Origin of the sequence: Ureibacillus sinduriensis BLB-1 = JCM 15800, from assembly GCF_000772955.1 — a bacterium.
Taxonomy (GTDB): Bacteria; Bacillota; Bacilli; order Bacillales_A; family Planococcaceae; genus Ureibacillus; species Ureibacillus sinduriensis.
Map to the genome: position 1 here is coordinate 21,732 of NZ_JPVO01000036.1, position 26,864 is coordinate 48,595.

Sequence of the window (26,864 nt, forward strand, 5' to 3'; positions counted from 1 at the left end):
TCGTGAAGATGTACAAGTATTCAAAATGGCAGTAATACGGAAGACAACTCGGCCTATTTAGGTCGAGTTGTTTTTTTACAGTAACATTGCCAATTTATCTTTTTTCCGATCGTATGATATGAAGTGCTTTCGTCAGCATTTGGGCATTCTTTTCCTTGATTTCCAATTTCCTTGGAATTGGTTCATATAAGGTAACTGGATCTTCCCACGTCGGAATAAAGGGTACAGGCGATTCTGCTTGATATTTTTCTAACCAGTTAGTTGGGAGTTGGCCGGTCGGTAATGGCAAATCATTCATTTCAGTCCAAATAAAGGACCAAGCCCGGGGAACAACGCGCCATATATCATAACCGCCGCCACCGACAGCGATCCACTTCCCGTCACAATATTCATGTGCTAATTTATGGGCAAGTCTTGGTATCTCTTGATAGATTTTCATCGTTCCATACAGGTGGGTTAGTGGATCAAAGTAATGAGCATCTGCGCCATTTTGCGTTATCACAACATCCGGTTTAAAATACTCAAATACTTCTTTCATTGCCTGTTCATAAATTTCTAGAAAACTCTCATCTTCAGTAAAGGCATCGAGTGGGAAATTAAAGGACGTACCATATCCTTGTCCGTTGCCACGCTCCGTTACATTTCCCGTACCGGGAAATAAATAGCGTCCCGTTTCATGAATGGAAAGTGTACATACATTCGGATCATCATAAAATGCCCATTGAACCCCATCCCCATGATGAGCATCCGTATCTATATATAAAACCCTGGCGTTATATTTTTTTTGCATATAGCGAATGGCGACAGTACTATCATTGTAAATGCAAAATCCGGATGCACGGCCAAAGAACCCATGATGAAGCCCACCGCCGAGATTTAAAGCATGGTGGCTTTTACCTTGCATGACATAATCAACTGCCGTAAGCGTACTGCCGACCAATAATGCGCTTGCTTCATGCATATTGCTAAATATGGGGGTATCTTCTGTGCCGATTCCGTAATTTTCACATTGTTCTGGAGTCAGTAAGCCATGGCCAGCTTTTTTTACAATGTCGATATACTTTTTGTCATGTCCTAGAGCGATTTCCTCATCTGTTGCAATTCTTGCAGGCACAATATCCTCGTCCGATAAGGCATTGATCTCTTTAAGTAAATCGATTGTCAAAAGCAGACGTTTATGATTGAAAGGATGCGATTCTGAAAACTTATATCCAAGTTGTTCTGGAGAATAAATGAATACGGCGTTTTTCATGGGCCATCGACTCCGGGCAAGTTTGGCCATAATACATCAAAGCCTTCTTTGCGCAAGTCTTCAATGATGGACAATGGATTAATGACTTGAACTCTCACACTGACAATTTTATTTTTTTTACAATCCGCACTAGGATAAACCAATACACTTAGGACATTGGCATGGTGCTTTTTAAATATTTCCGTAATATCGGATAGAATACCAGGCTTATCGGTTACTCGTATATCAATCTTGGAAGAAGGCTTGTTTGCTCCCGTCAATTCAATGTATGTATAAAGTAAATCTGTTGTTGTGACGATGCCAACTAATCTGCCTCCTGAAACAATCGGCAGACAACTAATTTTGGATTCATAAAGTGTAAGGGCCACTTCTTCAATAAAATCCAGTGGATGTCCAATCAAAGGGTTCTTTACCATGATATTTTCAAGAGTGGTTTCATAAGTTGTTAAATTTAAGTCATCCTTTATGGTGGAAGGGAGTATGTTTTTTAAGTCATGTGCAGTAATGATTCCGACTATCTTCTCTTCTTCATCGACAATCGGAATATGCCTGATTTTCTTTTCCCGCATTATTTTTATCGCATCCTTCACCGTATTGGAAGGTCCTAGTGTATGGATATCCCTATTCATAATCTCTTCAATGATCATCATGTTATTTCCGCCTTTCCATTAGTACATGAAGCGATTCTTAAAACGTAAACGATCAAAACGTTCTATTGTTTCATCATTAACCCGTTTACCGACTCTGGCCATTAAGCAATTTGCAGGATGGGATGTAATTTCGGGGTCATCGGTTGCGTAATATTCAAAATCCACATTCCTCATCAATCGCTCCATCATTTTTCGATATTCCCATACATTTAATCCTGTTCCTTTTAAATCCCAATGCCAATAGTATTCAGTAGTAATCACCAAGTAATCTTCCATTGCATCATCCATGAATGACACATGCAACAATTTTTTACCTGCCCCACAACCCCGGTAAGATGGAATAACCTCGATCGCACCGAGTTCAATCATATTTTCTATTTGATCTTCGGACCACCTCTCCAATGGATCAGGATAGAGGTATGTGACATATCCAACGACGGTTTCGTTGTTTCGGATAATGATGATTCGTCCTTCTTCAAGTTTTGCTATTTCAACTAGTGCCTTTTGCTGCTGTTCGGGAGGTCTAAATGAGACTAGGTCATGATGGAATGTATATTTTTCCAACTGTTCAGATGGGACCGGGCCTTCTATGGTGACTAGCCCATGACTTGTTTCCATCTCTATTGAATAAAAGGTTTTAATATGTTTCATTCTAATTCGCTCCACATGAATTTGATATCTTCATTATATGATAAAAAATGCACAAAATCGCTGTTATTTGTTAAAAATGCAGTAATTATTGCAAAATTGGAAATTTTTATATCAAAATGTTCTGAATATTGTAAAATATAAATGTCAATCTATAATACCGACAGTTAGTGTACATAGATTGAAAGATTATCAGTTTGTTTATAAAAGTAATGTTTAATTTTGCAAATTTGATCCTTTTATTATTTTGTAGGTTTTGGGAGAAATTGATTCGAAAGGGGTAATTTTTATGGGGATAAAAATTACAGACAGATTAGCGGCTGTGAGCGGTGATCACAAACTGAAAAATTATGATGAGCTGGTGGAATCTTTTGATTGGAAAGAAACAGAAACTGCTTTTAGCTGGCATGAAACAGGGAAGGTTAATGCTGCATATGAAGCCATTGACCGGCATGCCGAAAGTTCCCGAAAAAACAAAGTGGCATTGATTTTCGATGACGGATCACGAAGAGAAAGCTATACCTTCAATGATATGAAACGTTTTTCGAACAAGGCTGCAAGTGTGTTTAAAAAGCACACTACCCTACAAAAGGGAGACCGTTTATTCATTTTTATGCCGCGTTCACCGGAATTGTATTTTTCTCTTTTAGGCGCCATAAAAATGGGGGTAATTGTAGGTCCGTTGTTTGAAGCATTTATGGAAGGGGCCGTTTATGACCGGTTAGCGGACAGTGAGGCAAAAGTTCTCGTAACTATTCCTAGCCTGCTAAATCGAGTGCCGATCGAGAAGCTGCAGCACTTGGAAAAAATCTTTGTCGTTGGGGAACAAATTGAAGAAAGTGATAAAATTGTAAACTTTACAAGTCGAATAAAAGAAGCACCAAGTAGTTTCGATATCGAGTGGGTTGACCTGGAGGATGGGATGTTGCTCCATTATACGTCAGGTTCAACAGGCACGCCAAAAGGAGTTTTGCATGTCCATAATGCCATGATCCAACATTACCAAACAGCACAGTGGGTTCTGGATTTACATGAGCAAGATATTTTTTGGTGCACTGCAGACCCCGGATGGGTAACAGGTACTGCATATGGTATTTTTGGTCCATGGCTAAATGGAGCAACAAACCTCATTGTCGGGGGACGTTTTAGTCCGGAGAATTGGTACGAAGCAATTGAGAGGTACGGTGTAACGGTTTGGTATAGTGCACCTACAGCCTTCAGAATGTTGATGGGTGCAGGCACTGGTGTATTGGAAAGGTTTGACCTTTCTACTTTGCGCCATATCCTGTCGGTAGGTGAACCATTGAACCCGGAGGTAGTGCGCTGGGGAATGGAAGAGCTTGGTCATAGAATCCATGATACTTGGTGGATGACCGAAACTGGTGGCCATATTATTTGCAATTATCCTTCCATTGATATTAAGCCAGGGTCGATGGGGAAACCAGTACCTGGCATTTACGCCAGCATTGTTGATGACGAAGGGATTGAAGTTCCACCATATACAATGGGCAATTTGGCGATCCGAAGGGGTTGGCCATCCATGATGCGAGGGATTTGGGGAAATCCCGAGCGGTTCAAGTCCTATTTCTTAAAAGAGGAATGGTATGTAACAGGAGATTCCGCTTATGTAGACGAGGACGGATACTTCTGGTTCCAGGGCCGGATCGATGATGTCATCATGACCTCCGGTGAACGAGTAGGTCCTTTTGAAGTAGAAAGTAAAATACTTGAACACCCTGATGTCGTGGAAGCGGGCGTAATTGGCAAGCCGGATGCCATAAGGGGTGAAGTCATTAAAGCGTTCATCGCACTGCGGGAAGGGATAGAGCCCAGCGATGAATTGGCGGAGGATATCCGCAATTTTGTCAAAACTGGATTGGCTGCACATGCTGCACCAAGAGAGATTGAATTTAAAGATAAGCTGCCTAAAACTAGAAGCGGCAAAATTATGCGGCGTGTTTTGAAAGCATGGGAATTGGAATTGCCAACAGGTGATTTATCGACAATGGAAGATTGATTTTGTACCTGAATAATTGGATAGGTACAATGATGATTTTTATCGTTGAAACTTGGTAATGATTAACAAATAATTAATAAAATATTAATATTTATACAATTTGTTTTAAGGGTGCTCTGATATAAAATATGATAGAGTACCCTTTTTCCTCTGGTTTAAAAATTTTGGAAATATATAAAAATACAGTTGACTAAATAATTATGCAGAATTATACTAACTTTATTAAGGCGGATAAAAGGAAGAATATGCATATATTAACTGAGAATTTTCCGCGTTTGGATATCTGTGATTAAGGGGTGAATTAATTGAAGGTTGGAATTATTGGGGCAACGGGATATGGCGGATTGGAATTGATCCGTTTCTTGCACAATCATCCGGAAGTAGGGGGAATAGAATTATTTACTTCTTCAGAAGAAGGGACCATTTTTTCTTCGAAATTTGGGCATTTGTTATCCATTCACGATACACCATTGCAAAAGATTGAAGTCGAAACTTTGGCTAGCTTCGATTTTTTGTTTACAAGTACTCCTTCCGGTGTAACAAGTGAATTATTACCTCCACTCGTTGATATTGGTCCGAAGTTGATCGATCTTTCGGGTGACTATCGCCTAAAAGATTCAAGCACTTATGAAAAATGGTACAAAAAAGCACCGGCACCGCAATCTATTGTGAAGAAAAGTGTCTATGGGCTTACTGAATGGAATGAGGAAAATATAAAGTCGGCGAGCTTGGTAGCCAACCCGGGTTGTTACCCAACCGCTGTTTTATTGTCGGTACTACCTTTAATCAAAGAGCGATTGATCGATCCCCGATACTTAGTAATTGATGCTAAAAGTGGTGTTTCCGGTGCAGGAAACAAGCCTTCCCAAACCACACACTATAGTGAGATGAATGAAAACTTTTCCATATATAAAGTAAATGAACATCAACATATTCCGGAAATCGAACAGGCTATTGCCATGTTTGCGGATAGCGAAACTGCAATCACTTTCAACACACACCTTGTCCCGATGACAAGAGGAATATTGGCTACTTCATACTCGCCGGTACAGCCTGGCGTTACAAATAAACAGTTGAACGATTGTTTATTGGACACATATAAAAACCATCCTTTTGTGCGGGTCGTGCAAGATGTTTCCACAATCGGAACGAACCGTGTAAAAGGATCGAACTACTGTGATGTATTTGTACAATTGGATGAAAGAACAAATCGAGCTACGATTGTCGGAGTAATAGACAATTTAGTAAAAGGGGCTGCAGGGCAGGCAATCCAGAACATGAATGTTCAGTTGGAACTGCCGCAATCACTCGGTCTGGATGTTATTCCGTTATTTATTTAAAGGGGGAAGGAATATATTGAATACATTATACGAGGTCAGAAAACTATCCAGTAAAAATATAGTATCACCGAAAGGATTCGCAGCAGCTGGGATGCATTGTGGTATTAAGCATAAGAAAAAAGATTTGGCTCTTTTAGTAAGTGAAGTACCAGCGAGTGTTGCCGGTGTATTTACTACAAATGCCATACAAGCTGCACCGTTGAAGGTAACGAAAGAAGTAGTTTACCGAACAGGAAAGATGCAAGCATTAATCGTGAACTCTGGAAATGCAAATGCTTGTACAGGTAAACAAGGGATTGCTGATGCATACGAAATGCAAAGCTTGGCGGCGTTAAAGCTCGGAATTGATCCTTCACTAATCGGTGTCGCTTCCACCGGCGTAATTGGTGAAATGATGAAAATGGAGCCAATCCGCGCAGGTGTCGGGAAGTTGGAGTTAGGGAAAACATTGGAGCACGGGATTGATTTCGCACAGGCAATATTGACGACGGATACAGTCATGAAAAATACAACATATAGTACTTTGATCGATGGAAAGGAAGTAGTCATTTCAGGTAGTGCAAAAGGGTCGGGAATGATTGAGCCCAATATGGCGACAATGCTTGGATTTATTACCACGGATGCGAATATTGAATCGGAAGTGCTGCAAGCAGCTCTTTCGGAAATCACGGACTTAACATTCAATGCGATAACAGTCGATGGCGATACATCAACTAATGATACGGTAATCGTCATGGCAAATGGATTAGCGGAAAATGAAACTTTAACTCCCGAACACCCGGATTGGCATAATTTTTATAGCACATTGCAAGTGGTAGCTGAAGACTTGGCTAAAGCAATTGCTCGTGATGGCGAAGGTGCAACTAAATTGATCGAAGTGGAAGTAGTTGGTGCTTTCTCTGATGAGGAAGGGCGCAAAATCGCAAAAACAGTCGTTGGTTCACCTCTCGTTAAAACTGCAGTCTTCGGAAATGATGCAAACTGGGGGCGTATCATTGCAGCCGTTGGGTACAGTGGCGCCTCTGTCGACCCAGAAAAAATTACAATAAAAATCGGGAATGCTTTAATGGTTGAAAATGGGGAACCAGTACCTTTTTCAGAGGAAGAATTAATCAAGATTCTAAAAGCAAATGAAGTGAAAATTTCCGTATCCTTAGGGCTGGGTGAAGGCCAAGGATTAGCATGGGGGTGCGATTTAACATATGACTACGTTCAAATCAATGCTTCCTACCGTTCGTAAAAAAATCGTCATCAAGCTTGGCGGAAGTACATTGGAAGGCTTAAATAAAGCCTTCTTTTCCAATTTCAAAAGTTTGCAACATGAAGGTTACGATATCATTATAACCCACGGCGGTGGTCCCGCGATTAATAGAGAATTAAAAAAGCAAAATGTAGCCTCCTCGGTCTTAAATGGAATCCGGGTAACAAATGGGGAAGCGATCAGTATAGTACAGTCAACGTTGATAGGGAAAGTCAATCCTGCTTTGGTGGGCGAGTTAAATAAAGCGGGAATATTGGCAGTAGGCTTGAATGGCATTGATGGCCAATTACTGCAAAGCGAGTTTTTAGAACAAGAAACCTATGGATTTGTAGGAAAAGTAACCAATGTCAATACGAAACTTATCGATATCCTGTGCTCAAATGAGGTAGTTCCCGTAATTGCCTGTGTCGGTGCAACAGCTGACGGCCAGGCACTTAATATCAATGGAGATACTGTTGCAAGCGAGGTGGCATTGGCGATTGGAGCAGAGAGCTTGCTACTTGTAACAGATGTCTCTGGGATACGGATTGAAGGGCAATATCAACAAAAAGCAACTCCGGGATTGATCGATCAATGGATTGATGAAGGTCATATAAATGGAGGAATGATCCCTAAGGTTCGAGGTGCAGTACAGGTACTAAAAGCTGGTGTGCCATCCGTACAGATTGTCGATGAACGATTGAGGGGAACTGCCATTGTTCCTTCTTTGGAGGAGACCCTTGCAAAACAGTGAGGTCTATTGTACCAAAAAAATGGAAAAGGAGCCAATCAAAATGACTGCGTTATTCAATAACTATTCTAGAAGACCGATAAGTATTGTTGAGGGTAAGGGTACTGTAGTAAAAGATGCTGACGGTAAAGAATATCTCGATTTTACAAGTGGAATTGCCGTTTGTTGTTTAGGTCATGCGCATCCAGCATTAGTAAAGACGGTCCGCGAACAAAGTGAGAAGATTTGGCATACAAGCAATTTGTTTGAGAGTCCGGGTCAGGTTGCGTTAGCGGAGAGTTTGGTGAAAGATAATCACTTGGCCCATGCACTGTTTTGCAATAGTGGAGCCGAAGCAAACGAAGCAGCTATTAAGCTGGCCAGAAAACATACTGGAAAAAACCATATTATTACTTTTATTAATTCTTTCCATGGACGGACTTTTGGAGCAATGTCCGCCACTGGACAAGAAAAGATTCATAAAGGTTTTGGCCCGTTAGTTGATCAGTTTACTTATCTTCCCTTTAATGATGTTGATGCACTCAAAGAAGCAGTTGATGATACAGTCGCCGCCATCATGCTGGAAATTATCCAAGGAGAAGGCGGAATTATCGAGATAACCGATGAATTTGCGCGAGCAATTAATGAAATTTGCGAAAATAGTGATGTGTTGCTTATAGTGGATGAAGTCCAAACAGGAATCGGCCGTACTGGTACCCGCTTTGCCTTTGAGCATACACCTTTAAAACCTGACATTGTATCAATGGCAAAAGGATTGGGGGGAGGATTCCCAATTGGTGGAATTTTAGGGACTCAAGAATTATATGAAACATTAGGCCCCGGTTCACACGGAACAACTTATGGAGGGAATCCTCTAGGGGTAGCTGTCGCCCAAACGGTAATCGATCATGTATTTGAAGCTTCCTTCCTGGACGAAGTGCAAGAAAAATCTCGATACCTGCTCGATAGATTGGAAAAATCACTGCCGGCAGGACAATTTGTTGTACGGGGCAAAGGTTTACTGCTGGGGGTGGATTGTGGAAAAGAAGTTGCCGCTTTAGTTGAGAAGGCGGAGGAAGAGGGTTTGTTGCTTGTAGCAGCAGGGTCTCATGTACTTCGAATTCTGCCGCCGTTAACAGTATCATATGAAGAAATAGATAAAGCTGTTGAAATACTGGAGAGGATATTAGTGGACGAAAAAAGCCCGGTCTCTTAATTGAGACTGAGCTTTTTTGTCGTTCAACATCGGGAATATTGTCGCTTATCTCCAACGAAGAGATGAAGATAAGCGGAGGCTTGCTATTGATTTGTATCTGTTGGTGGCGTTTGACCTGTGCCGTCCCCAGGTGTATTGCCATCACCACTACCGCCGTTACCAGGCCCATTTCCATTATTGTTGCCATTTCCATTTCCATTGCCATTCGAGCCATCATTGCCATTTCCATTGCCATTCGAGCCATCATTGCCATTCCCGTTGGAATTACCATCATTAGAGCCAGGTTCAGCTCCGTCACTTCCATTGTTAGAATCTGGAGGATGATTATTTTCCGGCGGTTGTACAGGTTCTGTCGGTGTCTCGATTACTGTTGATATTGTATTTGATTTAGCCGACTCCAGCCCAGTTATATCAACAGCTACAACTATATAAGATCTGCCGCTTGTTATAGCAGTTTGACGGCCACTGCCATCTCTTAGCGTAGCCACTAGGGAACGGTTGCCATTAGTAATATCGTAAACCCGGTATCCAATTACATCATTTGATGCTGATTTGGACCAAGTCATTGTATTGCCTTGCTGAGAAGCTGTAACTGCCTGTGGTGGACTTCCATCAGCATTGAACTTCGCAGAGGATACAACGTTGCTTGTGCCACCTGGCCATAATTTGGAAGGATCTCCCCCCAGACGACCAAGCATTCTGCTGGCCAAGTTGCCATTAATACCAGAGCCACTTGAAATTACAAATTCTCTCGGTGTGGAATCCAATGCAACATATGCTTTACCATCAATTAACACAGATGAGGATGCACTTAAGCTCTCATCTACTTTGCTTGGCAAGAACACATTTCGGTTAAATAAATCAGAACGAACTAAACCTGCTGATGAACATGCTGATGAAGGTGCATCTCCCGAGATAGCACAAAATGATGCGTTAACGACATTGGCAGGTCTTTCAAATTGTCCTGCAGCGTCGACTAACTCCGGATTCACATCATATAGGGAATTCATTAAACGTGCCCATAATAAGTTAACACGTGTACTTGGTTGTCCATAAGTGTTGTTAAATTGATAAAGCGATTTATTTTTCTCATAGCCTAACCAAACGCCCAGTGAAATGTTTGGATTGTATCCGACCAACCATACATCTTTATGCTCGTTTGTTGTACCTGTTTTAGCAGCAAAATCAGATGAAAATTTCAATGCACCATTCGCTTTAGTAGCGGTACCGTAATCTAAAACATCCCTCAACATATCCGTCACCATGTAGGACGTCTCGGGTGAGAATACTTGGACAGGTTCGGCTTCATGTTTATATATAATATTGCCATCCAGATCTTCAATTCTGTCTATCATATAGGCATCGATAAATTGACCGCCATTCGCAAATGTCGCAAATGCATTCGTATTTTCTTCTACGGTTGTTCCATAAGTTAAACCACCTATAGCGGCGGATAGGTTTTCATAGTCTCCAGCCGTTACTTTTGTGAAGCCCATTTTCTCTAAAAAACCCGCAGGCTTTCGATCCCGGATGGAATCATATAAGCGTAATGCCGGCAAGTTTTGCGATTTTGCCAAAGCTTCACGAGCGGGAATTATTCCTAATTCCTGACTTTCGATATAGTTGGAAGGGCTATATGAACCTAGAGTAAACTTCACATCGACAACCGGACTCCCTGCACCGATTACACCATACTCGATGGCGGGTGCATATACTAATAACGGTTTCATCGTCGAGCCATTTGGACGGTATGCTTGTGTAGCATAGTTGAATTGTTGCTCCAAGTTGAATTTCCGACCACCTACAAAACTTAAAATTTTGCCGGTCGTATTCTCTATGGCGATACTTCCGACTTGAACAGGTTCTTCAATCACAATTTCTTCGCCAGTTTCTTCGTCGATTTGGGTAGTTGTAAAAGTGTGGCCATAACTTTGGAAGTTCTGCGCAGCTTCCTGCATTGCATCATACATTCCTTTATCAATTGTCGAATAGATTCTGTAACCACCTGAGCGCACATCACGATCGGCAAGAATCATATATTTTTCTTCCAAGTTTTCTTCTTCATCTAAACGTTCAGGATCGATTCCATCCTTTTCTGCCAATATCCTTGCGATGATGGCCTTTGCTCGATCTTCCAGTTCGTATGTAAGCCATGGATAGTTATCTGTAGCTTCTTGTTCCGGTTCACGGAAATCTTTTGTAATATCATAATTAACCGCTTGATTGTATTCTTCTTCAGTAATGTAACCAACCGCCAGCATGCGCTTAAGTACCGTTTCCATTCGGTCTATACCAGGTTTTAAACCGTCTGCATCTTTTATCTCCCCTTTATTTGTAAAAGGAGTATGTGCGAATGGTGCTTGTGGGATACCGGCAATATAGGCAGCTTGTGCCAAGTTTAATTCGGATGCTGATATTCCAAATATCCCTTGTGCCGCAGTTTCTACACCGGCAATGTTTTTACCGGACGCATTCCGACCATAAGGAATGATGTTCAAATAAGCTTCTATAATTTCCTGCTTGGTCATAAATTTCTCTAGACGAATGGCTAATAGGATTTCTCTAGCTTTTCGTTCATACGAAACTTCATTCGTTAAAATCTGGTTTTTAATTAATTGCTGGGTTAATGTGGAACCACCTGTTTGAGTCGATGAGTTTGTAATGTCCTGGAAAAGTCCGCGTAAAACGGCCTTTGGAACAATACCATAGTGTTCATTGAAATACTCGTCTTCCGTTGCAAGTACAGCATTGATAAGTGTAGGAGAAACCTTGGCAATCGAAGTTTCCCTTCTTTCCAAATCGGTACGCAGCTTTCCTATATAAATATCGCCTGCGAAATAGATTTCACTAGTCTCATCATAATTATAGATTTGATCTCTCATTTCCGCTTTTGTCATCAGTGGGTCATCTTTTACAAGTGATGCAAAGTATCCAAGTCCAATTCCGCCCACAAAAACGGCCGCAATAGTGGCGAAAATCAGGAAAATGAGAATCAGATTCCAGATAACGCTGCCGGTTATTCTTATTCTGCTCATTTGCTTTGACGTTGCTAATCTATCTAATTTCGCATTTGATTCGCGAATATATTTTATTAAACTGTTCATCCATTCTTTCACGAAACGTCACCCCCTAAAATCTCGTTTATTATAGCATAATTCACGATAGTGCGAACATAGATATTGACATTGAATTTAAATCGAGTAGAATTATCAATATACTTTTCAAGCAAGGATAAGATTGAAGTAGTGTTTTCACTCCCTGATATAGAGAGCCGGCGGTTGGTGAGAGCTGGACATAGTGTGAACGCGAATTACGTTCTTGGAGCTTGAACGGCCACGTTTTCGTTAAAACGTTCCAAAGTGGAAGAAGTTTGCATTATTCATGTCTTCTTCAAGCCGGGTGGTACCGCGTTAAATTAGCTAATTAACGTCCCAGCATGCATTTTTTTGCATGTTGGGATTTTTTTATGCTTCAAAACTTTTGAATAGGTACGTTTTGTAAGTGTTAGTCAGGTTTTTTGTTGGTTTAATTTAATTATTAATTATAAATAATGCAAAGAATAAGAATGGAGGATAAATAATGACGAACCCTTTAATTGAAGATTTACAATGGCGCGGCTTGTTATACCAACAAACTGATGCAGAAGGTATGGAGAAATTATTGAATGAAGAAAAGGTGTCTTTGTATGTTGGGGTGGATCCAACAGCGGATTCGATGCATATAGGACATATCGTGCCACTTTTAACGCTGCGCAGATTCCAACAAGCTGGACATCGACCGGTATTGCTAGTTGGTGGGGCAACAGGGATGATTGGTGATCCATCCGGCCGTTCTACAGAACGAAATTTATTGACTGAAGAACAAATTGCGCGTAATGTAGCAGGCTTAAAAGCGCAGATGGAGCGTATTTTTGATTTTAGTGAAGTCGAGAATGGTGCGCAACTTGTCAACAACCATGACTGGATTGGAAAATTAAGCGTAATTGATTTCTTGCGTGATTATGGGAAATTGGTGAATGTGAATTATTTATTGGCAAAAGATACGATTTCATCCCGTTTAGAATCAGGGATTTCGTTTACTGAATTTACGTACACAATTATACAAGGCCTTGATTTCAACTACTTATATGATCATTACAATGTGAAAATCCAGGTTGGTGGATCCGACCAATGGGGAAATATCACAACAGGACTGGAAGTAATCAGAAAAACACATGAAGAAGAAACGAAAGCCTTCGGGATTACTATACCATTAGTAACAAAAGCGGACGGTACAAAATTTGGTAAAACTGCGGGAGGTTCTGTCTGGTTAGATCCTGAAAAAACATCCCCATACGAGTTCTATCAATTTTGGGTAAATACAGCTGATTCTGATGTAATCAAGTATTTAAAAATTTTCACTTTCCTGTCCCGAGAAGAAATTGAAGCACTCGAAGTAACGGTGCAAGAAGAACCGCATTTACGAAAGGCCCAAAAAACATTGGCATCGGAAATGACCAAGTTAATCCATGGTGAGGTCGGTTTGGAACAGGCCGAAAAAATTACGGGCGCGTTATTTTCAGGGGATTTGAAGGCGCTATCTGCCGAAGAGATGAAAGTAGCGTTTGCAGGAGTCCCTTCTGTTGAGCTCGCAAAAGAAGACAAAAACATAGTGGACTTGTTGGTGGAAGCTGGAATTTCTTCTTCTAAACGCCAAGCCCGTGAAGATGTAACGAACGGGGCCATTTCCGTGAACGGCGGCAAAATAGCTGACCTCGACTATGTAATCGATGGAAATGATCGTTTGGAAGATGCGTTTGCCATTATCAGACGAGGAAAGAAAAAATATCACATGGTAAAATTTAATTAATCGGCGACGTCCTAGTTTGAAATTGACTAGGACGTTTTTTTGTTTTTTTAGAATAAAAAAATAAATACTACTCATAATAATGTGGTGGAGGTGAGAGACATGGCACAAAACAACAATAACAACAACAACCAACGCAACAACCGTCAAAACAATGATGCGGATAACCGCAACAACCGCGCGGAGTTCGCTGAGGAAGCAAACTTTGACCTCAACAATAACAGAAACAACAACAACAACAACAATCAAAACAACAACAACAATGAAAATCGCTAAGTAAAGCCTTTCACACAAAAGTATAGTAATGTTTAAAAACATCTATACAAAACCCCGAATTGTGACACTTACCTAAGTGACTATTCGGGGTTTTTATTTATTTGAATTGAGCAGGAGAATTTTTTAGTAAAGGATCAGTGCGATCATCAATGATTGAAATCCTTGGGAGGAGTGTTGAAAAGATATGGGGGTGCAGGATTCAATACAGGTTTGCCTGCAAATGGCACAGGTTTTTCTACATACTTAAATTGGCCTTCGCCGTCCATACTTGGACCGTGTGCCCAACGACCATGAGCACTGGCGTTTCCAGCAGAGAAATTAAATAAAATATGTGAAACTTCCCGATGTTCCAACTCTCTTGGGAAGGTACTTGGAACAACTATATTTTCTTTTGCCTCCATTTCCTTAATGGCAGCGACCCATTGATTTTGATGCATAGTATCGCGAGCCAGAAGCCAAGCCAGCATATCTTTTACACCTCTATCATCTGTCATCTCATAAAGTCTGGCCACTTGCAGGCGGCCTTGGGATTCTGCTGTCAGGTTCATGCGGAAATCGGTCAATAAATTTCCACTAGCAACAATATAATCAGCTTTCCATCGATTGCCATTGCTATCTGCAGGCATCGCACCAAGACCTGATACGATGATATGTTGAGGATCCATTCCACCTAGGATGGCATTGATAACCGGATTTTTTGCGGCTTCTTCCAAAGTTGGCAGTGGGGCACCTTCGAGGAGCCGAGCAATCATCGTTGCAAGCATTTCAATATGAGCAAGCTCTTCCGTGCCTGTATCAAGTAAAAGGTCACGATATTTTTCATTCCCTCTTACATTCCAGCCCTGGAACAAATATTGCATAGCCACCGAGATTTCTCCCCATTGGCCACCCAAAAACCTCTTGAAGCATTCTTGCAAAAACTGGATCCGGTCTTTCAGGCTTTGCATGATATTGCAATTCTTTAATATGGTAAAACATACTTTCACACTCCTTATTTTCACTAACAATAAAATATGCCTATTGATAATAAGTGTTCCTTCAATGATTTTGAATGAAAGTGCAAAATAACCTCTTGTTTTATGATTATTATATATCCACCGTCTTTATGAAACATCAAAAGGATAACGTTTGTTCGTTGTTGAGTTCACTTCTATAATTTGTATGCCCAAATTTCCGTCATTAAATAAGAAATATCAAATTGCTTTTATGAATGTAGATATACATGAGAGGGGATGATATTATTAGTAAGGTTTAAAGGTAAAGGCAGAAGGATTTAATGAGAAACTGTCTGTCTTTAATACAGTCAAAAAAGTAATATGCCTGAAAACTTAAAGTTTCAAGCATACATATTCAATTATAAAAGAAAGTCAATACAGGGGTGTATACCGTGATACAATCTATTTTTGAAGCAGTAATAAGTGCGCCAGAAAAGGGACATTTAGCAGATTATATTCCCGCTTTAGCAAACCAGTCGAAAAACTTATTTGCAGTGTACATAATTGATGAAAAAGGTGAAGTATTAACATTTGGAGATTTCAAAGGTGTATTAACCTTGCAAAGTATATCCAAGGTAATGAGTTTTATAGTAGCAGCAGATAGTTTAGGAATTGATCAAGTACTTGAAAAAGTGGATGTGGAGCCTACTGGGGATCCGTTTAACTCCATTGTGCGCCTGGAAGTCGCTGAAAAAGGAAAGCCCTTTAACCCGATGATTAATGCCGGAGCGATAACGGTCGCTTCTTTGTTACCTGGGGATACTGTTGAAGCGCGAGTGAAGTCGGTCACAGATTTTATTAGCCAAGTAACAGGAAGGGAACATTCGGTAAATCAAGAAGTTTTCAAATCAGAGATGGAAACGGCTTATCGTAACCGAGCAATTGCCAACTATTTAAAAGCAAACGATTATCTACGGGGTACGGTAGAGGAAGCGTTAGAGACGTATCTACAACTTTGCTCGATTGAATTAACGACAGAAGATTTGGCGAGACTCGGTTTATTTATCGCCACTGACGGTTTACTGTTAACGGTAACGGAAAATAAAAATCTCATCACCCGAAAAACAGCCCGCTATACAAAAGCACTTATGATGACGTGCGGCCTATATAATGCATCCGGTAAATATGCGGCAACAATCGGAATCCCGATGAAAAGTGGGGTGTCCGGAGGCGTATTATGTACCGTCCAAAATGGTCAAATCGAACATTTACAAGGCCGAATGGGAATCGGCGTATTCAGTCCAATGATTGATGAAATCGGAAATAGCGTCAAAGGAATGGACTTTTTACAGAGAATTTCGGAGCATTACAATTTAAGTGTATTTTAGTAGAACGAGATAAAACCACTTAAAAGAGTGGCTTCAGAGTGTAGACAAAGTCGATCTTCGACTTTGTCTACGCGTTTTTTTAGGCTATTTCCTTCAATAAAAAATTACCTAGACTGTCTTGAAAACGCTTGGCAGACAAGGCGGGCAGTCGAGTGAAGAGATGAATAGAACATTAGGTTCATGAGGGGACGAACGAGACAACCAACGCAGGATGGAAGCGTTTGTCAACAGTCTGAAACCACTAAAAAGAGTGGCTTTTTTATTCTAGTTAAAATCACATCTGTCCATGATAATTTAATGTCCCCCAGATACCCTCAAATAGAATGGTTTTTTATTATCCCTTGTAAGTACCTAAAAGTTATCTATAAATAATAAAAAACCCCAAAACAATGGCATAGCCAATGATTTGGGGTTTAGAAATTTGCTTCTTATCTGAGCAAAGAGATTAACGAGAGTAGAACTCAATAATGTTAAAAACCCTTGATATATATAAGTTTAAAAGGCGTTTATGGATTGTTAGCCCCAATTTTAGCCCCACTTGCTTCTAATGTTTGATTAAACAATGCAACTGATTGTGATTCAGCTTCCTCAAGAACATGTCCATAAATTTCATAAATCATTTTTGGTGTATTTCCTAAACGTTCAGCAATAACTTTAACATTTTGACCACTATTTAAAAGAATTGTGGCATGAGTATGACGTAAACCGTGGATTGTTACATCAGGGAGGTTTGCCTTTTTTAAAATACGTCTAAAAGCATACAAAACACTATTATCGGTTATCGGTTCCCCAGTCTGATAGGAAGTAAAAACAAAAGAATCATCAAAACACTGGTAGCCAAATGATAGCATTGTTTCCATACACCATTTACGATAGGTTTTTAATTGTTGGATGAGTAGATCATCAATTAAAATTGTTCTATAACTATTATTTGTTTTTGGTGTACGTACGCCTTTATTATCTCTTGTTCTTTCAATTGTGATTGTCTTATTCTTAAAGTTTATATTTTTCCACTGAAGCCCCATAGCTTCCCCTTTTCTAATCCCTGTATAAGCAACAGTTAAGATAAAAGTGAAATTAGTGATATTTTCAGCGTTTTTTGCAGTCGATAAGAAATGAACCAATTGATCTGGTGTAAAATAATTTAATTTTTCATTTTTTTGGTTTTCGTCTTTGTTATAGATATTGATTTTTGTAAATCGGTTACGCTGCAAGATTTCATCATCTACTGCTGCATTGATGGCGATTTTAAATAATCTGTGAAGTAGTTGAACTGTACTCGGTTTATACTTTGATTTGAGTACATTGATGTATTCGCGTACATAAGTAGTTTTATCTAATTTTTGCAGTTTGTATTTGCCTAGAAGTGGCTTCATTTGCAGTCTAATGGCGATTTCTCGTTGTTTACGCGAAGTAACTTTCCAACTACTTTTGTATGTTTCATACCAAATATCAAGCCATTGACCAACTGTTATATTTTCGTATTCTACTTGTTTTGTTTGTCCGCGCAGCGTTTGAGCTTTTACTTCTAGTAAAGCTTGAATCGCTGCTTTGTCTGATTTAAACCCACTTTTTTTCTTCTCTTTGCGTTTTCCCATATTGTCATAGTATTTATGTCGGTACATCCACAATTTTTCGCCTTTATTAGTGAAATAGTGATAAATTTCAGGTTCTTTTACATGTTTATTTATTGTCATTACTATTATTCCTTTCCGCTTGGCGGGCGTGTGTACAGGAATGAATAAGTTTTGAAATAAACATAAATAATCTATTTTTGCTTACTTTCGATTTAATAAGCTAAATAGTTTATCTAATTTTATCATATTATATATATATTTTTTTTATTCTGTAAAAAAATTATATATCTAGTAGTAATATGTTACCATTTTAAAAAATTTTATAAAATTACTTATTCTTTTTTTAGTTTTATACATACAACTTAAATATAAGCGAAATTGAAAATGGAAGGGAGGTTAATAGAGATGGATAGAATTACATTGACAGTAAAAGAAACTGCTGAATTGCTTGGAATTTCATTAACGACTATTTATTCATTAGTGAAAACAAATGATATTCCCCACACAAAAGTCAAAGGGAAAATTCTCTTCCATCGTAATACGGTTGAGAAGTGGTTAATTGACGGAGCTTCAAAGACAGAAAAAGGCGGTGATTTAGATGATTCCAGCGAATATCAAAGTACAAATCGATGAGAAAGCCTTGAAGCAGTACATCCATGAACAACTAGAGCAACAGATACAACATGAGTGTTTGTTAGTGGATGTAATAAAACTAGCAATTTTACTTTCTATGTCACAGAGATTTATAGAAGAAGAATTTCTTCAAGATCCGCGCGTTAGACAATTTGAAGTCCGAAAAAATAAAAAACGTTGGTACTGGTACAAAGAAACAACTGAAGTGATAAAACAAATAATTGAAGACGAATGGAATAAATAAAGCCTTGGCGGGCATGTGGAGGTAGGTAATCACGTCAATAAGGGAGAGATAAAAAATGAAAATTAATCATTTGAATTTATCTAAACAAGGAAAAGCAGCCTTAATATTATGCAAATCAATATAAATGGCATGTGTTCCCACTAATGCCAAGAGGGAAAGTCCCCCTTACAAAGAATGGTCATTTGGATGCAACTTTAGATGAACAAAAGTTATTCGAATGGTGGTCAAAATACCCGAATGCTAATGTTGCAATTCGTACGGGAAAAGTGTCAGGTATTGTTGCGGTTGATGTAGATGGCGAAGAAGGGGAATGTTCACTAGAGATTTTAATGTCAGCAAATGAACAATTTCCAGAAACAGTTGAAAGTATAACTGGGAATGGTGGAAGACACATCTTATTCAAGTATCCAGTTATTGAGGGGATTCAAATCCGAAATAAAGTAGGATGGTTAAAACGAGATTCAAAATTAGACATACGAGGTGAGGGTGGTTATATCGTAGTACCTCCATCTGTTCATCCAAATGGAAAATTATACGAATGGGAAGTATTAAGCAGACCAAATGAGGTTGAAATTGCTGAAATTCCAAATTGGTTACTACAGTTATTAGTTTCAACTGAACAGAAATTAAATCATTCAAAGCCAACTTCCTATTGGACTAGGATTCTCGAAGGTGTAAATGAGGGAGAGCGTAATAACGCGGCAACATCTCTTGTAGGGTATTTATTTAGAAGATATGTAGATCCTGAGATAATAATAGGATTCGTTGAAATGTGGAACAGAAGAAATAACCCACCGCTTTCTTCGGAAGAACTTGAAAAAGTTATTATCAGTATAGGAAGAAAAGAACAGGTAAGGCGTAACTTGAAAAGCGGTGAATTTTGAATTGGATAAAGAGAAAATTTTAAAAACGTTAAGTGAACAGTCGTCAATTGAATGGCAACAACCAATAACGTTGGAGAACAGTACTTTGCCAATCTTTAATACTGACATTTTCCCCAATTGGTTAAAAGATTATGTGGATGCAATTGCAGAAGAAACACAAACACCAAAAGATGCACCTGCTATGGCGTGTATTTCTACATTATCAACCATATTAGGAAGAAAGTATGTCGTACAAGCCCGTAAAAATTGGATTGAACCATTAAACACATATACAGTTATGGCATTAGATCCAGCTAATCGGAAAAGCGCGGTATTTAACTTTTTTCAAAAACCAATTGTAGAATTTGAAAAAACAGAACGAGAGCGACTTATTTCTATTGTAACAGAGGAAAAAGCAGAGCGAGAGGTAATTCGCAAAAGAATTATAGAGTTAGAACGGCAATTTGGAAGAACTGAGGATGAAGACAATAAAAATATCCTGTTAAAAGAAATCAAGGAATTGAGAAAAAAAGTAGATGAAGAGTTGAATCCATTGACTCGATTTCCACGTTTTTTCACAAATGATGCTACACCTGAAAAAATAGCTGTGCTTATGTATGAAAATAATGAGTGCTTTGCAATTCTATCGTCAGAGGGAGCTGAAGTATTTGAAATGATGGCTGGTAGATATTCAGATAAATTCAATATTGACACGTATCTAAAAGCCTTTTCAGGTGACAACATAACAATTGATAGAATTGGGGATGGACGAAGTATTTCATTAGAAAATCCTACATTAACAATTGGCTTATTTGTTCAACCATCTGTAATTCAAGATTTACCTCCTTATTTTTCATATAGAGGATTAACACAACGTTTTCTTTTCTTTCTCCCTAAATCGTTTATTGGGGAAAGAAAAATTCAACCAAATGAAATTCCTGATTATGTAGTAAATATATACAATGCGAACATCAAAAAATTAATTGAATTGAGATTGCCAACACAATCAGACCCAAACAATCCAATTAAAAGTTCTTTGCCCTTAATATTCAATTCTGAAGCACAGCAATATTTAACTCAAATTCAAATTGAGATTGAGTTAATGTTTAAAAATCAGGATTTGAATGAAGCTTTAAAAGGGTGGTTAGGAAAACTGGTTGGTCAAATTATTCGGATAGCTGGTTTGTTACATGTTACTGAATATGTCCAAACAGGTACTATTCCAATGTCTATCAGCAAAGAAACGTTAATGAAAGCTGATAGTTTAAGAGACTATTTCATTCAGCATGCTGAAAAGGCATTTGGTATTATTGGACAACATGAAAGCCTTGATGATGTGAGATATATCTTAAGAAAAATTAAATCAAAAAAATTTGACGGGAAGGAAATAATTGATTTCCAGGAAATATGGCAGTTAGTTAAAAAACGGTTCAAAGTATCTGAAAAGTTAAAGGATGTGCTAATTACTTTAGAAGAATTAAATTATATTAAAAATGCTAAGGATGGTAGGAAACAAATTATTCATGTTAATCCGTATCTTATTAAAAGCTCCCCTAATAACCCTAATACTAAAGAAACAATGATATGCCAAGAAGATGAACTAGGGGATGGTGAAATTTTAAAAGCACCTAATTACCCTAGTACAGATAGAAATGAATTAGGGGAACTAGTACCTTTTAGGGTAGATACGCCCCCTAGTGAAAATCCTTTAAATAACAATGTTTCAAACTCATTAGGGGAAATAGGGGAAGCTACTCCTAGAGTTATATCAGAGGATGGTTCTGAGTTAATATGAACTATCAATCAATTATTGAACAATGTAACTCTATGAATCATTATTTAAGCGCGGTGGATGGTAGCATTAAGGTAGAAAATGCTGCCACCCTACCACCACATTTGAGACAGGCTATTATAAATAATAAACCGTTAATTATGGAAGCATTAGAACATGATGAAATGGCTAGAGTTAACGGTTTACTTATAGGAATAACTGGATTGTTATATACATGTTCAGTTAATCGGAATAGCGCTGTTTATATCGAATTAATAAATAATGAGTGGGTAGCATGGAGCGAAACATATGAATCTCATAAACGTAATAAGTATATCAAGTCGAAAACGATTGCTTCAGGGAGTACATTTGAATATGTACTTAGTAAGTTGAAGCGATATTTGGAGAATATTAAGAAGAATGCTTTTGCTTTAAAACGGTAACTTTCACAACTCGAAATACCATATGAATGCTTTTCCAGATTTATTACGTTTATCTAGAGTGAAGGAGGTTTTATTATGCCTAAAGTTGCAAGTTGGGAGCAAAAAGAACGCTTTATTGAGTTAAGGGCAAAAGGAACACCATTTGAAGCGATTGCGAATGAAATTGGAATTAGTAAGCCAACTCTATTAGAATGGGCGAAAGAATTCAAAATTGAAATTGCAAATTCCAAAGCATTTGAAATCGAAGCACTTCAAGAACGGTTTTTTATGAGTTGGAAAAAACGAACTGAATTGCTGAATAATCAACTGGAACAAATCAATCAAGAACTTGAAAAACGTGATTTGTCTGAGGTGGCAACAGAAAAGTTAGTTGATATGCAACTTAAATTGCTGGAAAAGCTGAAACAAGAACAAATTGATATAATGTTTAAACAGGAACAAGAACGTGATGAAATATTTAATGAAATGTTATTAGGCAAAGAGGTAACAATGTGGAAACCAGAATAATCGCGCGGTTTTTGACTAGAAGTTGACTGGTTTTTTACCATCTAGTGTAAAAGTGACCATTTTTAGTGGGGTCACTTTTATTTTATTTGGGTTATATTGAATTTTATAATTAAATAAATCGAGGGTTTTAATAACAGAATATTTTTGACTATCGGAGCCTTGTTACTGGTGTATTATTTTAAATAGTAACTTTACCAAGTCTAAAATCCATGCTGCTAAAGGAGTACGATGTTGTTAAAGGGGAGTATGTCATTGAAATATATTCATCAGGTCGTTCTGCTGAAGCGAACTTTAATACCTTCTCTGGATACGTATTACTGGAAAATGTTAGTACTTTTTTCTAGTCTTATGAAATATGCCAAGTTATATGAAATTTTGTAAAAAGGAGGTACAATAAATGGTAATATATTAAAAAACGAGTGGAGAACATATTATGAAAGAGTATAAGATTAATAAAGATTTAATAAATGCAATACAAAATGATAATTTATTAGTATTTGTTGGTGCAGGTTTATCTAAGAATTATGAATTTCCTTCTTGGAAAGAATTAGTCTTGGATATACTTAATGAGCTTTCAATTGACGACAATAAGTATGAAGGATTAAAAAATGTATTAGAAGAAAATATTTTTTCTGAAATAGAGATACTTGATAAATTACTGATAATGAACCCAGGTAATCGAGGAAGAGTATATGAAGTTTTAGAATCCAGTATTGATCGTAATATAACGGATTTAGATCTTAGTATACCTAAAAAGATTGGAAATTTGTGTTCAAAAATAATAACTACAAACTATGACATGATTTTAGAAAAAGCATTACCTAATTTTAAGAAGATTGTACATGATGATAAATATCATTTAGGTCGGTTAACAGATTATGAAGAATATATATATAAAATTCATGGAAGTATCGAAAAACCAGAAAACTGTATTCTTTTTAGAGACGACTATAATGTTTTGTATTCCACAACTGCACCAACTGCTGCTATAAATCGTTTAAAGTCAATTATAACAGATAAAACAATGTTATTTATAGGCTTTAGTTTTAATGATGAATATGTAAAAGACACATTTAAATACATTTGCGATGTGTATAATAATTTTAATAAAACTCATTATATACTCACTACAGAACATGTTGATTTTTCGGATTATAATTTAATGCCTATATCTATTGATTCTTGGAAGGAATTACCTGAATTTCTAGATTTTTTAGAGGGAAAAAAAGGGGATTCATTTTTGCCCCAGGTCACTTATGAAATTGAGAAGAAGGAAGACTCTCAATTAGCTCTAGTCGAAGATAGTGTATTCAAAATTGCAATACTTTATTGTAACCCTATAGATTCTGAACCATATTACAATTTAGACAATTTATTAAAATATTTTAATAAATTCAATATTAATATTGATTGTTATCACTTGACTGAAGAGAACTTAAATGAACTTGAATCATATAATTATTTATTTATTTTTACAAAAGAAATTCAAAAAAGAATCATAATTGAAGATGAATATTTTAGAAAAAAAACAATTACAATAAAACGGTTAGAAGATCAACTAGCAATACTAAAACCAGATGGGATATTTTTGTTTTTAGATAAAGTAACTGACCTCACTGACAGTGAGAGCCTTAGTTATCCAATTGCAGTTTTGCAATATGAAGAAAATTTAAATAATTTATTATTCAGATTATTTAAGAAAACCGAACTAGATAACTTGAGCAACTCAATTATTTATAACCATTCAAGTTTTTTTGTAACTACCGTAAATAAGGGTAAAGGACTTGTCAAAAATAAAAATTATGGTAATCACATATCTAACAATATAGAAAAAAAGAATCTGATTAATTTTGTGGGTAGAAAAATTGATATTACTGATATTATTCGAAAAGTCATAGTAAGCCGCCAAGATAAAATAATCACAATTAAAGGTTCAGGAGGTATTGGAAAAACTTCAACAGTAAAAAAAATTGCACTAGAGTTTTATGAACGAGGACTATTTAAAGATGGAATTGATTTTATTGACTGTGAATTTGTTAAGGATTATAAGACTTTTGAAAAGAATATCGCTAGAACCTTTAACTTAGAAGGTTCAATAAACTTTGTAGAACATATAAGTAACTCCGAAACTAAATCCGATTCATTAATAATTTTAGATAATTTCGAACCCTTATTATACTTAGAAGACATTGAAAAAATGAAGAATTTAATTACATTTATTAGTGATTTTAAAACTGTGATTATTACTTCAAGAGAGTGGATAGGTTTTGAATTTGAAGAAATGCATGAGTTGCGAAACTTTACTTCTGAAGAAGCTGAGGCTCTCTTTAGAAGACTTTACCCGTCAATTCTCAAGGATGATGACAGAAAAATATTAAAAGAAGATATTCTTGAAAAATTATTAAATAATAATCCATTGGCAATTAAAATTGTCACACAAAATCTTCCTAAATTCATTAGAATGGATGCATTAAGGGAGGAACTAAAAGAGGACTTTTTCAGGGCTACAAACACTGGGTACATAGATATATTCGATAATAAAGTAGATGGTAATATCGAAAGGTCTGTGTCTTTATATCAGTCTATTTACTACTCCTATAAACGATTAACACCAAGGGAACAATTAGGTTTTGAACTTTTGTCTCTGTTCCCTAATGGAATTCATATGGAATCGTTTAAGAATTTCTTTAGAACTGATGAATTCAAGACAGATACTTACAAAATTACCAATAAAGAAATACGAAGCTTGGAAAATAAATCATTAATAGAAATAAATGGAGGTTTTATTTCACTACAATCAATAATCGGTAGATTTGCTGAGTTCCACTTCAATAAAAGATCGGAAGAGGAGAAGTATAAATATTATAAAAGAGCGTATGCATTTAATCTATATCTATTAGAAATGTTAGATGAGGTATTCGAAAAGAAAAGAGTAGAAAGCTTATCTATTTTTGATAAAAATGAAGATAATTTTCTAAAATCTTTAGAATACCTAGAAAAACTTAACTATGAAAACAAGACGTATATATTTTATATAGAAACACTCACAAAATACTATCAAGGAATAGGACAGTTAAAAAAGTTTCGTAAGCAATTAACGAAATTTGACAAATTATTTCTAGGTGTAACTAATGGACTGTTAGTGAGGGACATACTTATTGCATATTTAAAATATTATGAGGGAGACTTTGAAGCAGCATTTAATTTTTTAATTTCTGAAATCTCCCTTGAATCTTTAAATAACATTGAACCAGACACTGATCCAATTATAAAAAAAATAATCCTTAGTTATGCACTTCATTTATATGCTTTAGAGGGTTATGAATACCAAGTAATAGAGTTTTATATAAAAAATGGCATGTACGAGAAACAGCATATTTACAGCGTGTTATTTAAGCTTGGTGCCTATAAGTCTGTTGAAGAATATACGAGAAAAGAAGGATTTTTCCAATTTGAGGTTAAACTAAATACAGGGAAAATTAATCTTGAGGAGCTTGAATCATATATTGAAGTTGGCATTTATAATAAACAGTATATAGAATTAATGCAAACAAACTATATTAAAACTAAGTTAGGTACGATTAATAGTGAGGTAATAGATAAATTAGTAGTAACCAACCCTTATACAATGGGCATAAAAGCACTAATGTTAGCATTAATTGAGGAAGATGTAACCTATAAATCTACGCTTTTTGAAAGGGCGATTGAAAAGCTCACTCACATAAAATATTACTATGTAGAAGCAATCTATTTCTATTGTGAATTCTTAAAAGAAAAAGATCCAGAACAATTCACTTCTTGGTATAATTTAGGTAAAGATCTATCAGAAAAATATCATTATTATTATCATGTCCATAGGTTCAACACGTTAATAAGTGGATTAGATTTCATTGAGTATGATGAAGACAATTATCTATCTCTTATTAAAAATGAAATTAATCAGCTAGTTGACGAAAATAATAAAGATAAATTTGTATTAGTGAATAGCTAAATTTCAATTCAAAAAAGGGTGCCCTCCTGGGGACACAGAATAACTAAAGAAACCCAATTTGTTTTAAAAAGTCGATTTGTATCACAAATCTTGTGACAAATCGACTTTTTCAGTGTCTCCTATTTTGGATTCACCTTTTTTTGTTTTGAATGTAGAAAGGGCATCGAACAGGGTGGGGAGGTTTCTTTTCCTAGGGGTAGCGAGATGACAGATTATGGTTTAGTAAAGGTATAATAATTCTTTTTATATGGAGTTGTTTATTGCAAAATAGAAGTGCAGACTAGTGCAAAGAATTTGT

Annotated in this window: 20 protein-coding genes, 2 pseudogenes and 1 other annotated feature; of the genes and pseudogenes, 16 read left to right on the top strand and 6 right to left on the bottom strand. The window is 37.1% G+C overall.

From position 1 onward, the window contains the following. Window positions 1-94: 94 nt before the first annotated feature. The 3 genes from CD33_RS02240 to CD33_RS02250 are packed head-to-tail and all read right to left on the bottom strand — an operon-like array spanning window position 95 to window position 2,553. A complete protein-coding gene (locus CD33_RS02240; RefSeq protein ID WP_036197765.1) occupies window positions 95-1,252 on the bottom strand; it encodes an acetoin utilization protein AcuC in 1,158 nt (385 codons plus the stop codon). After that, on the bottom strand, window positions 1,249-1,899 hold the full coding sequence (locus tag CD33_RS02245; protein ID WP_036197790.1) for an acetoin utilization AcuB family protein: 651 nt from the start codon (window positions 1,897-1,899) through the stop codon (window positions 1,249-1,251). Before CD33_RS02245 ends, CD33_RS02240 begins: the two co-directional genes overlap by 4 nt. Before the next feature lie 21 nt (window positions 1,900-1,920). After that, window positions 1,921-2,553, bottom strand: a complete 633-nt coding sequence (locus CD33_RS02250) for a GNAT family N-acetyltransferase (RefSeq protein WP_036197767.1) — start codon at window positions 2,551-2,553, stop codon at window positions 1,921-1,923. A gap of 286 nt (window positions 2,554-2,839) precedes the next feature. Here CD33_RS02250 and acsA point away from each other — a divergent pair, with 286 nt between their 5' ends. From acsA to argD, 5 genes are all read left to right on the top strand, one after another. After that, entirely contained in the window at window positions 2,840-4,567 is a 1,728-nt protein-coding gene (gene acsA / locus CD33_RS02255; RefSeq protein WP_036197769.1) for an acetate--CoA ligase, read from the top strand. 305 nt (window positions 4,568-4,872) lie between these two features. Then, on the top strand, window positions 4,873-5,907 hold the full coding sequence (gene argC / locus CD33_RS02260) for an N-acetyl-gamma-glutamyl-phosphate reductase (RefSeq protein ID WP_036197771.1): 1,035 nt from the start codon (window positions 4,873-4,875) through the stop codon (window positions 5,905-5,907). Continuing rightward, window positions 5,885-7,147, top strand: a complete 1,263-nt coding sequence (gene argJ / locus CD33_RS02265) for a bifunctional glutamate N-acetyltransferase/amino-acid acetyltransferase ArgJ (protein ID WP_176400140.1) — start codon at window positions 5,885-5,887, stop codon at window positions 7,145-7,147. Before argC ends, argJ begins: the two co-directional genes overlap by 23 nt. Then, window positions 7,110-7,901: an acetylglutamate kinase gene (gene argB, locus CD33_RS02270; RefSeq protein WP_036197775.1), complete on the top strand. Its 792-nt coding sequence runs from the start codon at window positions 7,110-7,112 to the stop codon at window positions 7,899-7,901. Before argJ ends, argB begins: the two co-directional genes overlap by 38 nt. Before the next feature lie 40 nt (window positions 7,902-7,941). Further along, window positions 7,942-9,093, top strand: a complete 1,152-nt coding sequence (gene argD / locus CD33_RS02275) for an acetylornithine transaminase (protein ID WP_036197792.1) — start codon at window positions 7,942-7,944, stop codon at window positions 9,091-9,093. A gap of 83 nt (window positions 9,094-9,176) precedes the next feature. Here the strand turns inward: argD and CD33_RS02280 are convergent, their stop codons facing one another. Then, window positions 9,177-12,197 carry a transglycosylase domain-containing protein gene (locus CD33_RS02280; RefSeq protein ID WP_036197794.1) on the bottom strand — a complete coding sequence of 1,007 codons (3,021 nt, stop codon included), beginning with the start codon at window positions 12,195-12,197 and terminating at the stop codon, window positions 9,177-9,179. Between the two features lie 115 nt (window positions 12,198-12,312). Then, window positions 12,313-12,530 (top strand) — a binding site (T-box leader). A gap of 142 nt (window positions 12,531-12,672) precedes the next feature. On the opposite strand from CD33_RS02280, the gene tyrS reads away from it, so the two are divergent. Both tyrS and CD33_RS20395 read left to right on the top strand, forming a co-directional pair. Then, window positions 12,673-13,941 carry a tyrosine--tRNA ligase gene (tyrS, locus tag CD33_RS02285; protein WP_036197777.1) on the top strand — a complete coding sequence of 423 codons (1,269 nt, stop codon included), beginning with the start codon at window positions 12,673-12,675 and terminating at the stop codon, window positions 13,939-13,941. A gap of 99 nt (window positions 13,942-14,040) precedes the next feature. Then, window positions 14,041-14,214: a hypothetical protein gene (locus tag CD33_RS20395; protein ID WP_176400139.1), complete on the top strand. Its 174-nt coding sequence runs from the start codon at window positions 14,041-14,043 to the stop codon at window positions 14,212-14,214. 146 nt (window positions 14,215-14,360) lie between these two features. On the opposite strand, the pseudogene CD33_RS02290 reads toward CD33_RS20395, so the two are convergent. Next, window positions 14,361-15,192: pseudogene (locus CD33_RS02290) on the bottom strand (manganese catalase). A 409-nt stretch (window positions 15,193-15,601) separates the two neighbouring features. Here CD33_RS02290 and glsA point away from each other — a divergent pair. Then, entirely contained in the window at window positions 15,602-16,537 is a 936-nt protein-coding gene (gene glsA, locus CD33_RS02295) for a glutaminase A (RefSeq protein WP_052129904.1), read from the top strand. Window positions 16,538-17,043: 506 nt separating this feature from the next. Here the strand turns inward: glsA and CD33_RS02300 are convergent. Continuing rightward, window positions 17,044-18,234, bottom strand: a complete 1,191-nt coding sequence (locus CD33_RS02300; protein ID WP_052129906.1) for a site-specific integrase — start codon at window positions 18,232-18,234, stop codon at window positions 17,044-17,046. Window positions 18,235-18,519: 285 nt separating this feature from the next. On the opposite strand from CD33_RS02300, the gene CD33_RS02305 reads away from it, so the two are divergent. From CD33_RS02305 to CD33_RS02335, 8 genes and pseudogenes are all read left to right on the top strand, one after another. Beyond that, window positions 18,520-18,747: a helix-turn-helix domain-containing protein gene (locus CD33_RS02305; protein WP_052129908.1), complete on the top strand. Its 228-nt coding sequence runs from the start codon at window positions 18,520-18,522 to the stop codon at window positions 18,745-18,747. After that, window positions 18,713-18,991, top strand: coding sequence for a hypothetical protein (locus CD33_RS02310; RefSeq protein ID WP_036197781.1), 279 nt, complete (start codon window positions 18,713-18,715; stop codon window positions 18,989-18,991). Before CD33_RS02305 ends, CD33_RS02310 begins: the two co-directional genes overlap by 35 nt. Window positions 18,992-19,110: 119 nt before the next feature. After that, a pseudogene (locus CD33_RS20645) lies at window positions 19,111-19,572 on the top strand (bifunctional DNA primase/polymerase); the annotation flags it as partial. A gap of 81 nt (window positions 19,573-19,653) precedes the next feature. Then, the gene (locus tag CD33_RS20650; RefSeq protein WP_258516431.1) at window positions 19,654-19,875 is read left to right on the top strand and encodes a primase alpha helix C-terminal domain-containing protein; all 222 of its coding nucleotides are present in this window, start codon (window positions 19,654-19,656) and stop codon (window positions 19,873-19,875) included. Window position 19,876: 1 nt separating this feature from the next. Then, the gene (locus CD33_RS02320) at window positions 19,877-21,649 is read left to right on the top strand and encodes a YfjI family protein (protein ID WP_140422984.1); all 1,773 of its coding nucleotides are present in this window, start codon (window positions 19,877-19,879) and stop codon (window positions 21,647-21,649) included. Continuing rightward, window positions 21,646-22,068, top strand: coding sequence for a hypothetical protein (locus tag CD33_RS02325; RefSeq protein ID WP_052129911.1), 423 nt, complete (start codon window positions 21,646-21,648; stop codon window positions 22,066-22,068). The genes CD33_RS02320 and CD33_RS02325 overlap by 4 nt, the downstream gene beginning before the upstream one ends. Window positions 22,069-22,143: 75 nt before the next feature. After that, window positions 22,144-22,575: a hypothetical protein gene (locus CD33_RS02330; protein ID WP_036197785.1), complete on the top strand. Its 432-nt coding sequence runs from the start codon at window positions 22,144-22,146 to the stop codon at window positions 22,573-22,575. Between the two features lie 433 nt (window positions 22,576-23,008). After that, window positions 23,009-26,566 carry an SIR2 family protein gene (locus tag CD33_RS02335; RefSeq protein WP_036197787.1) on the top strand — a complete coding sequence of 1,186 codons (3,558 nt, stop codon included), beginning with the start codon at window positions 23,009-23,011 and terminating at the stop codon, window positions 26,564-26,566. The last annotated feature ends 298 nt before the right edge of the window (window positions 26,567-26,864 follow it).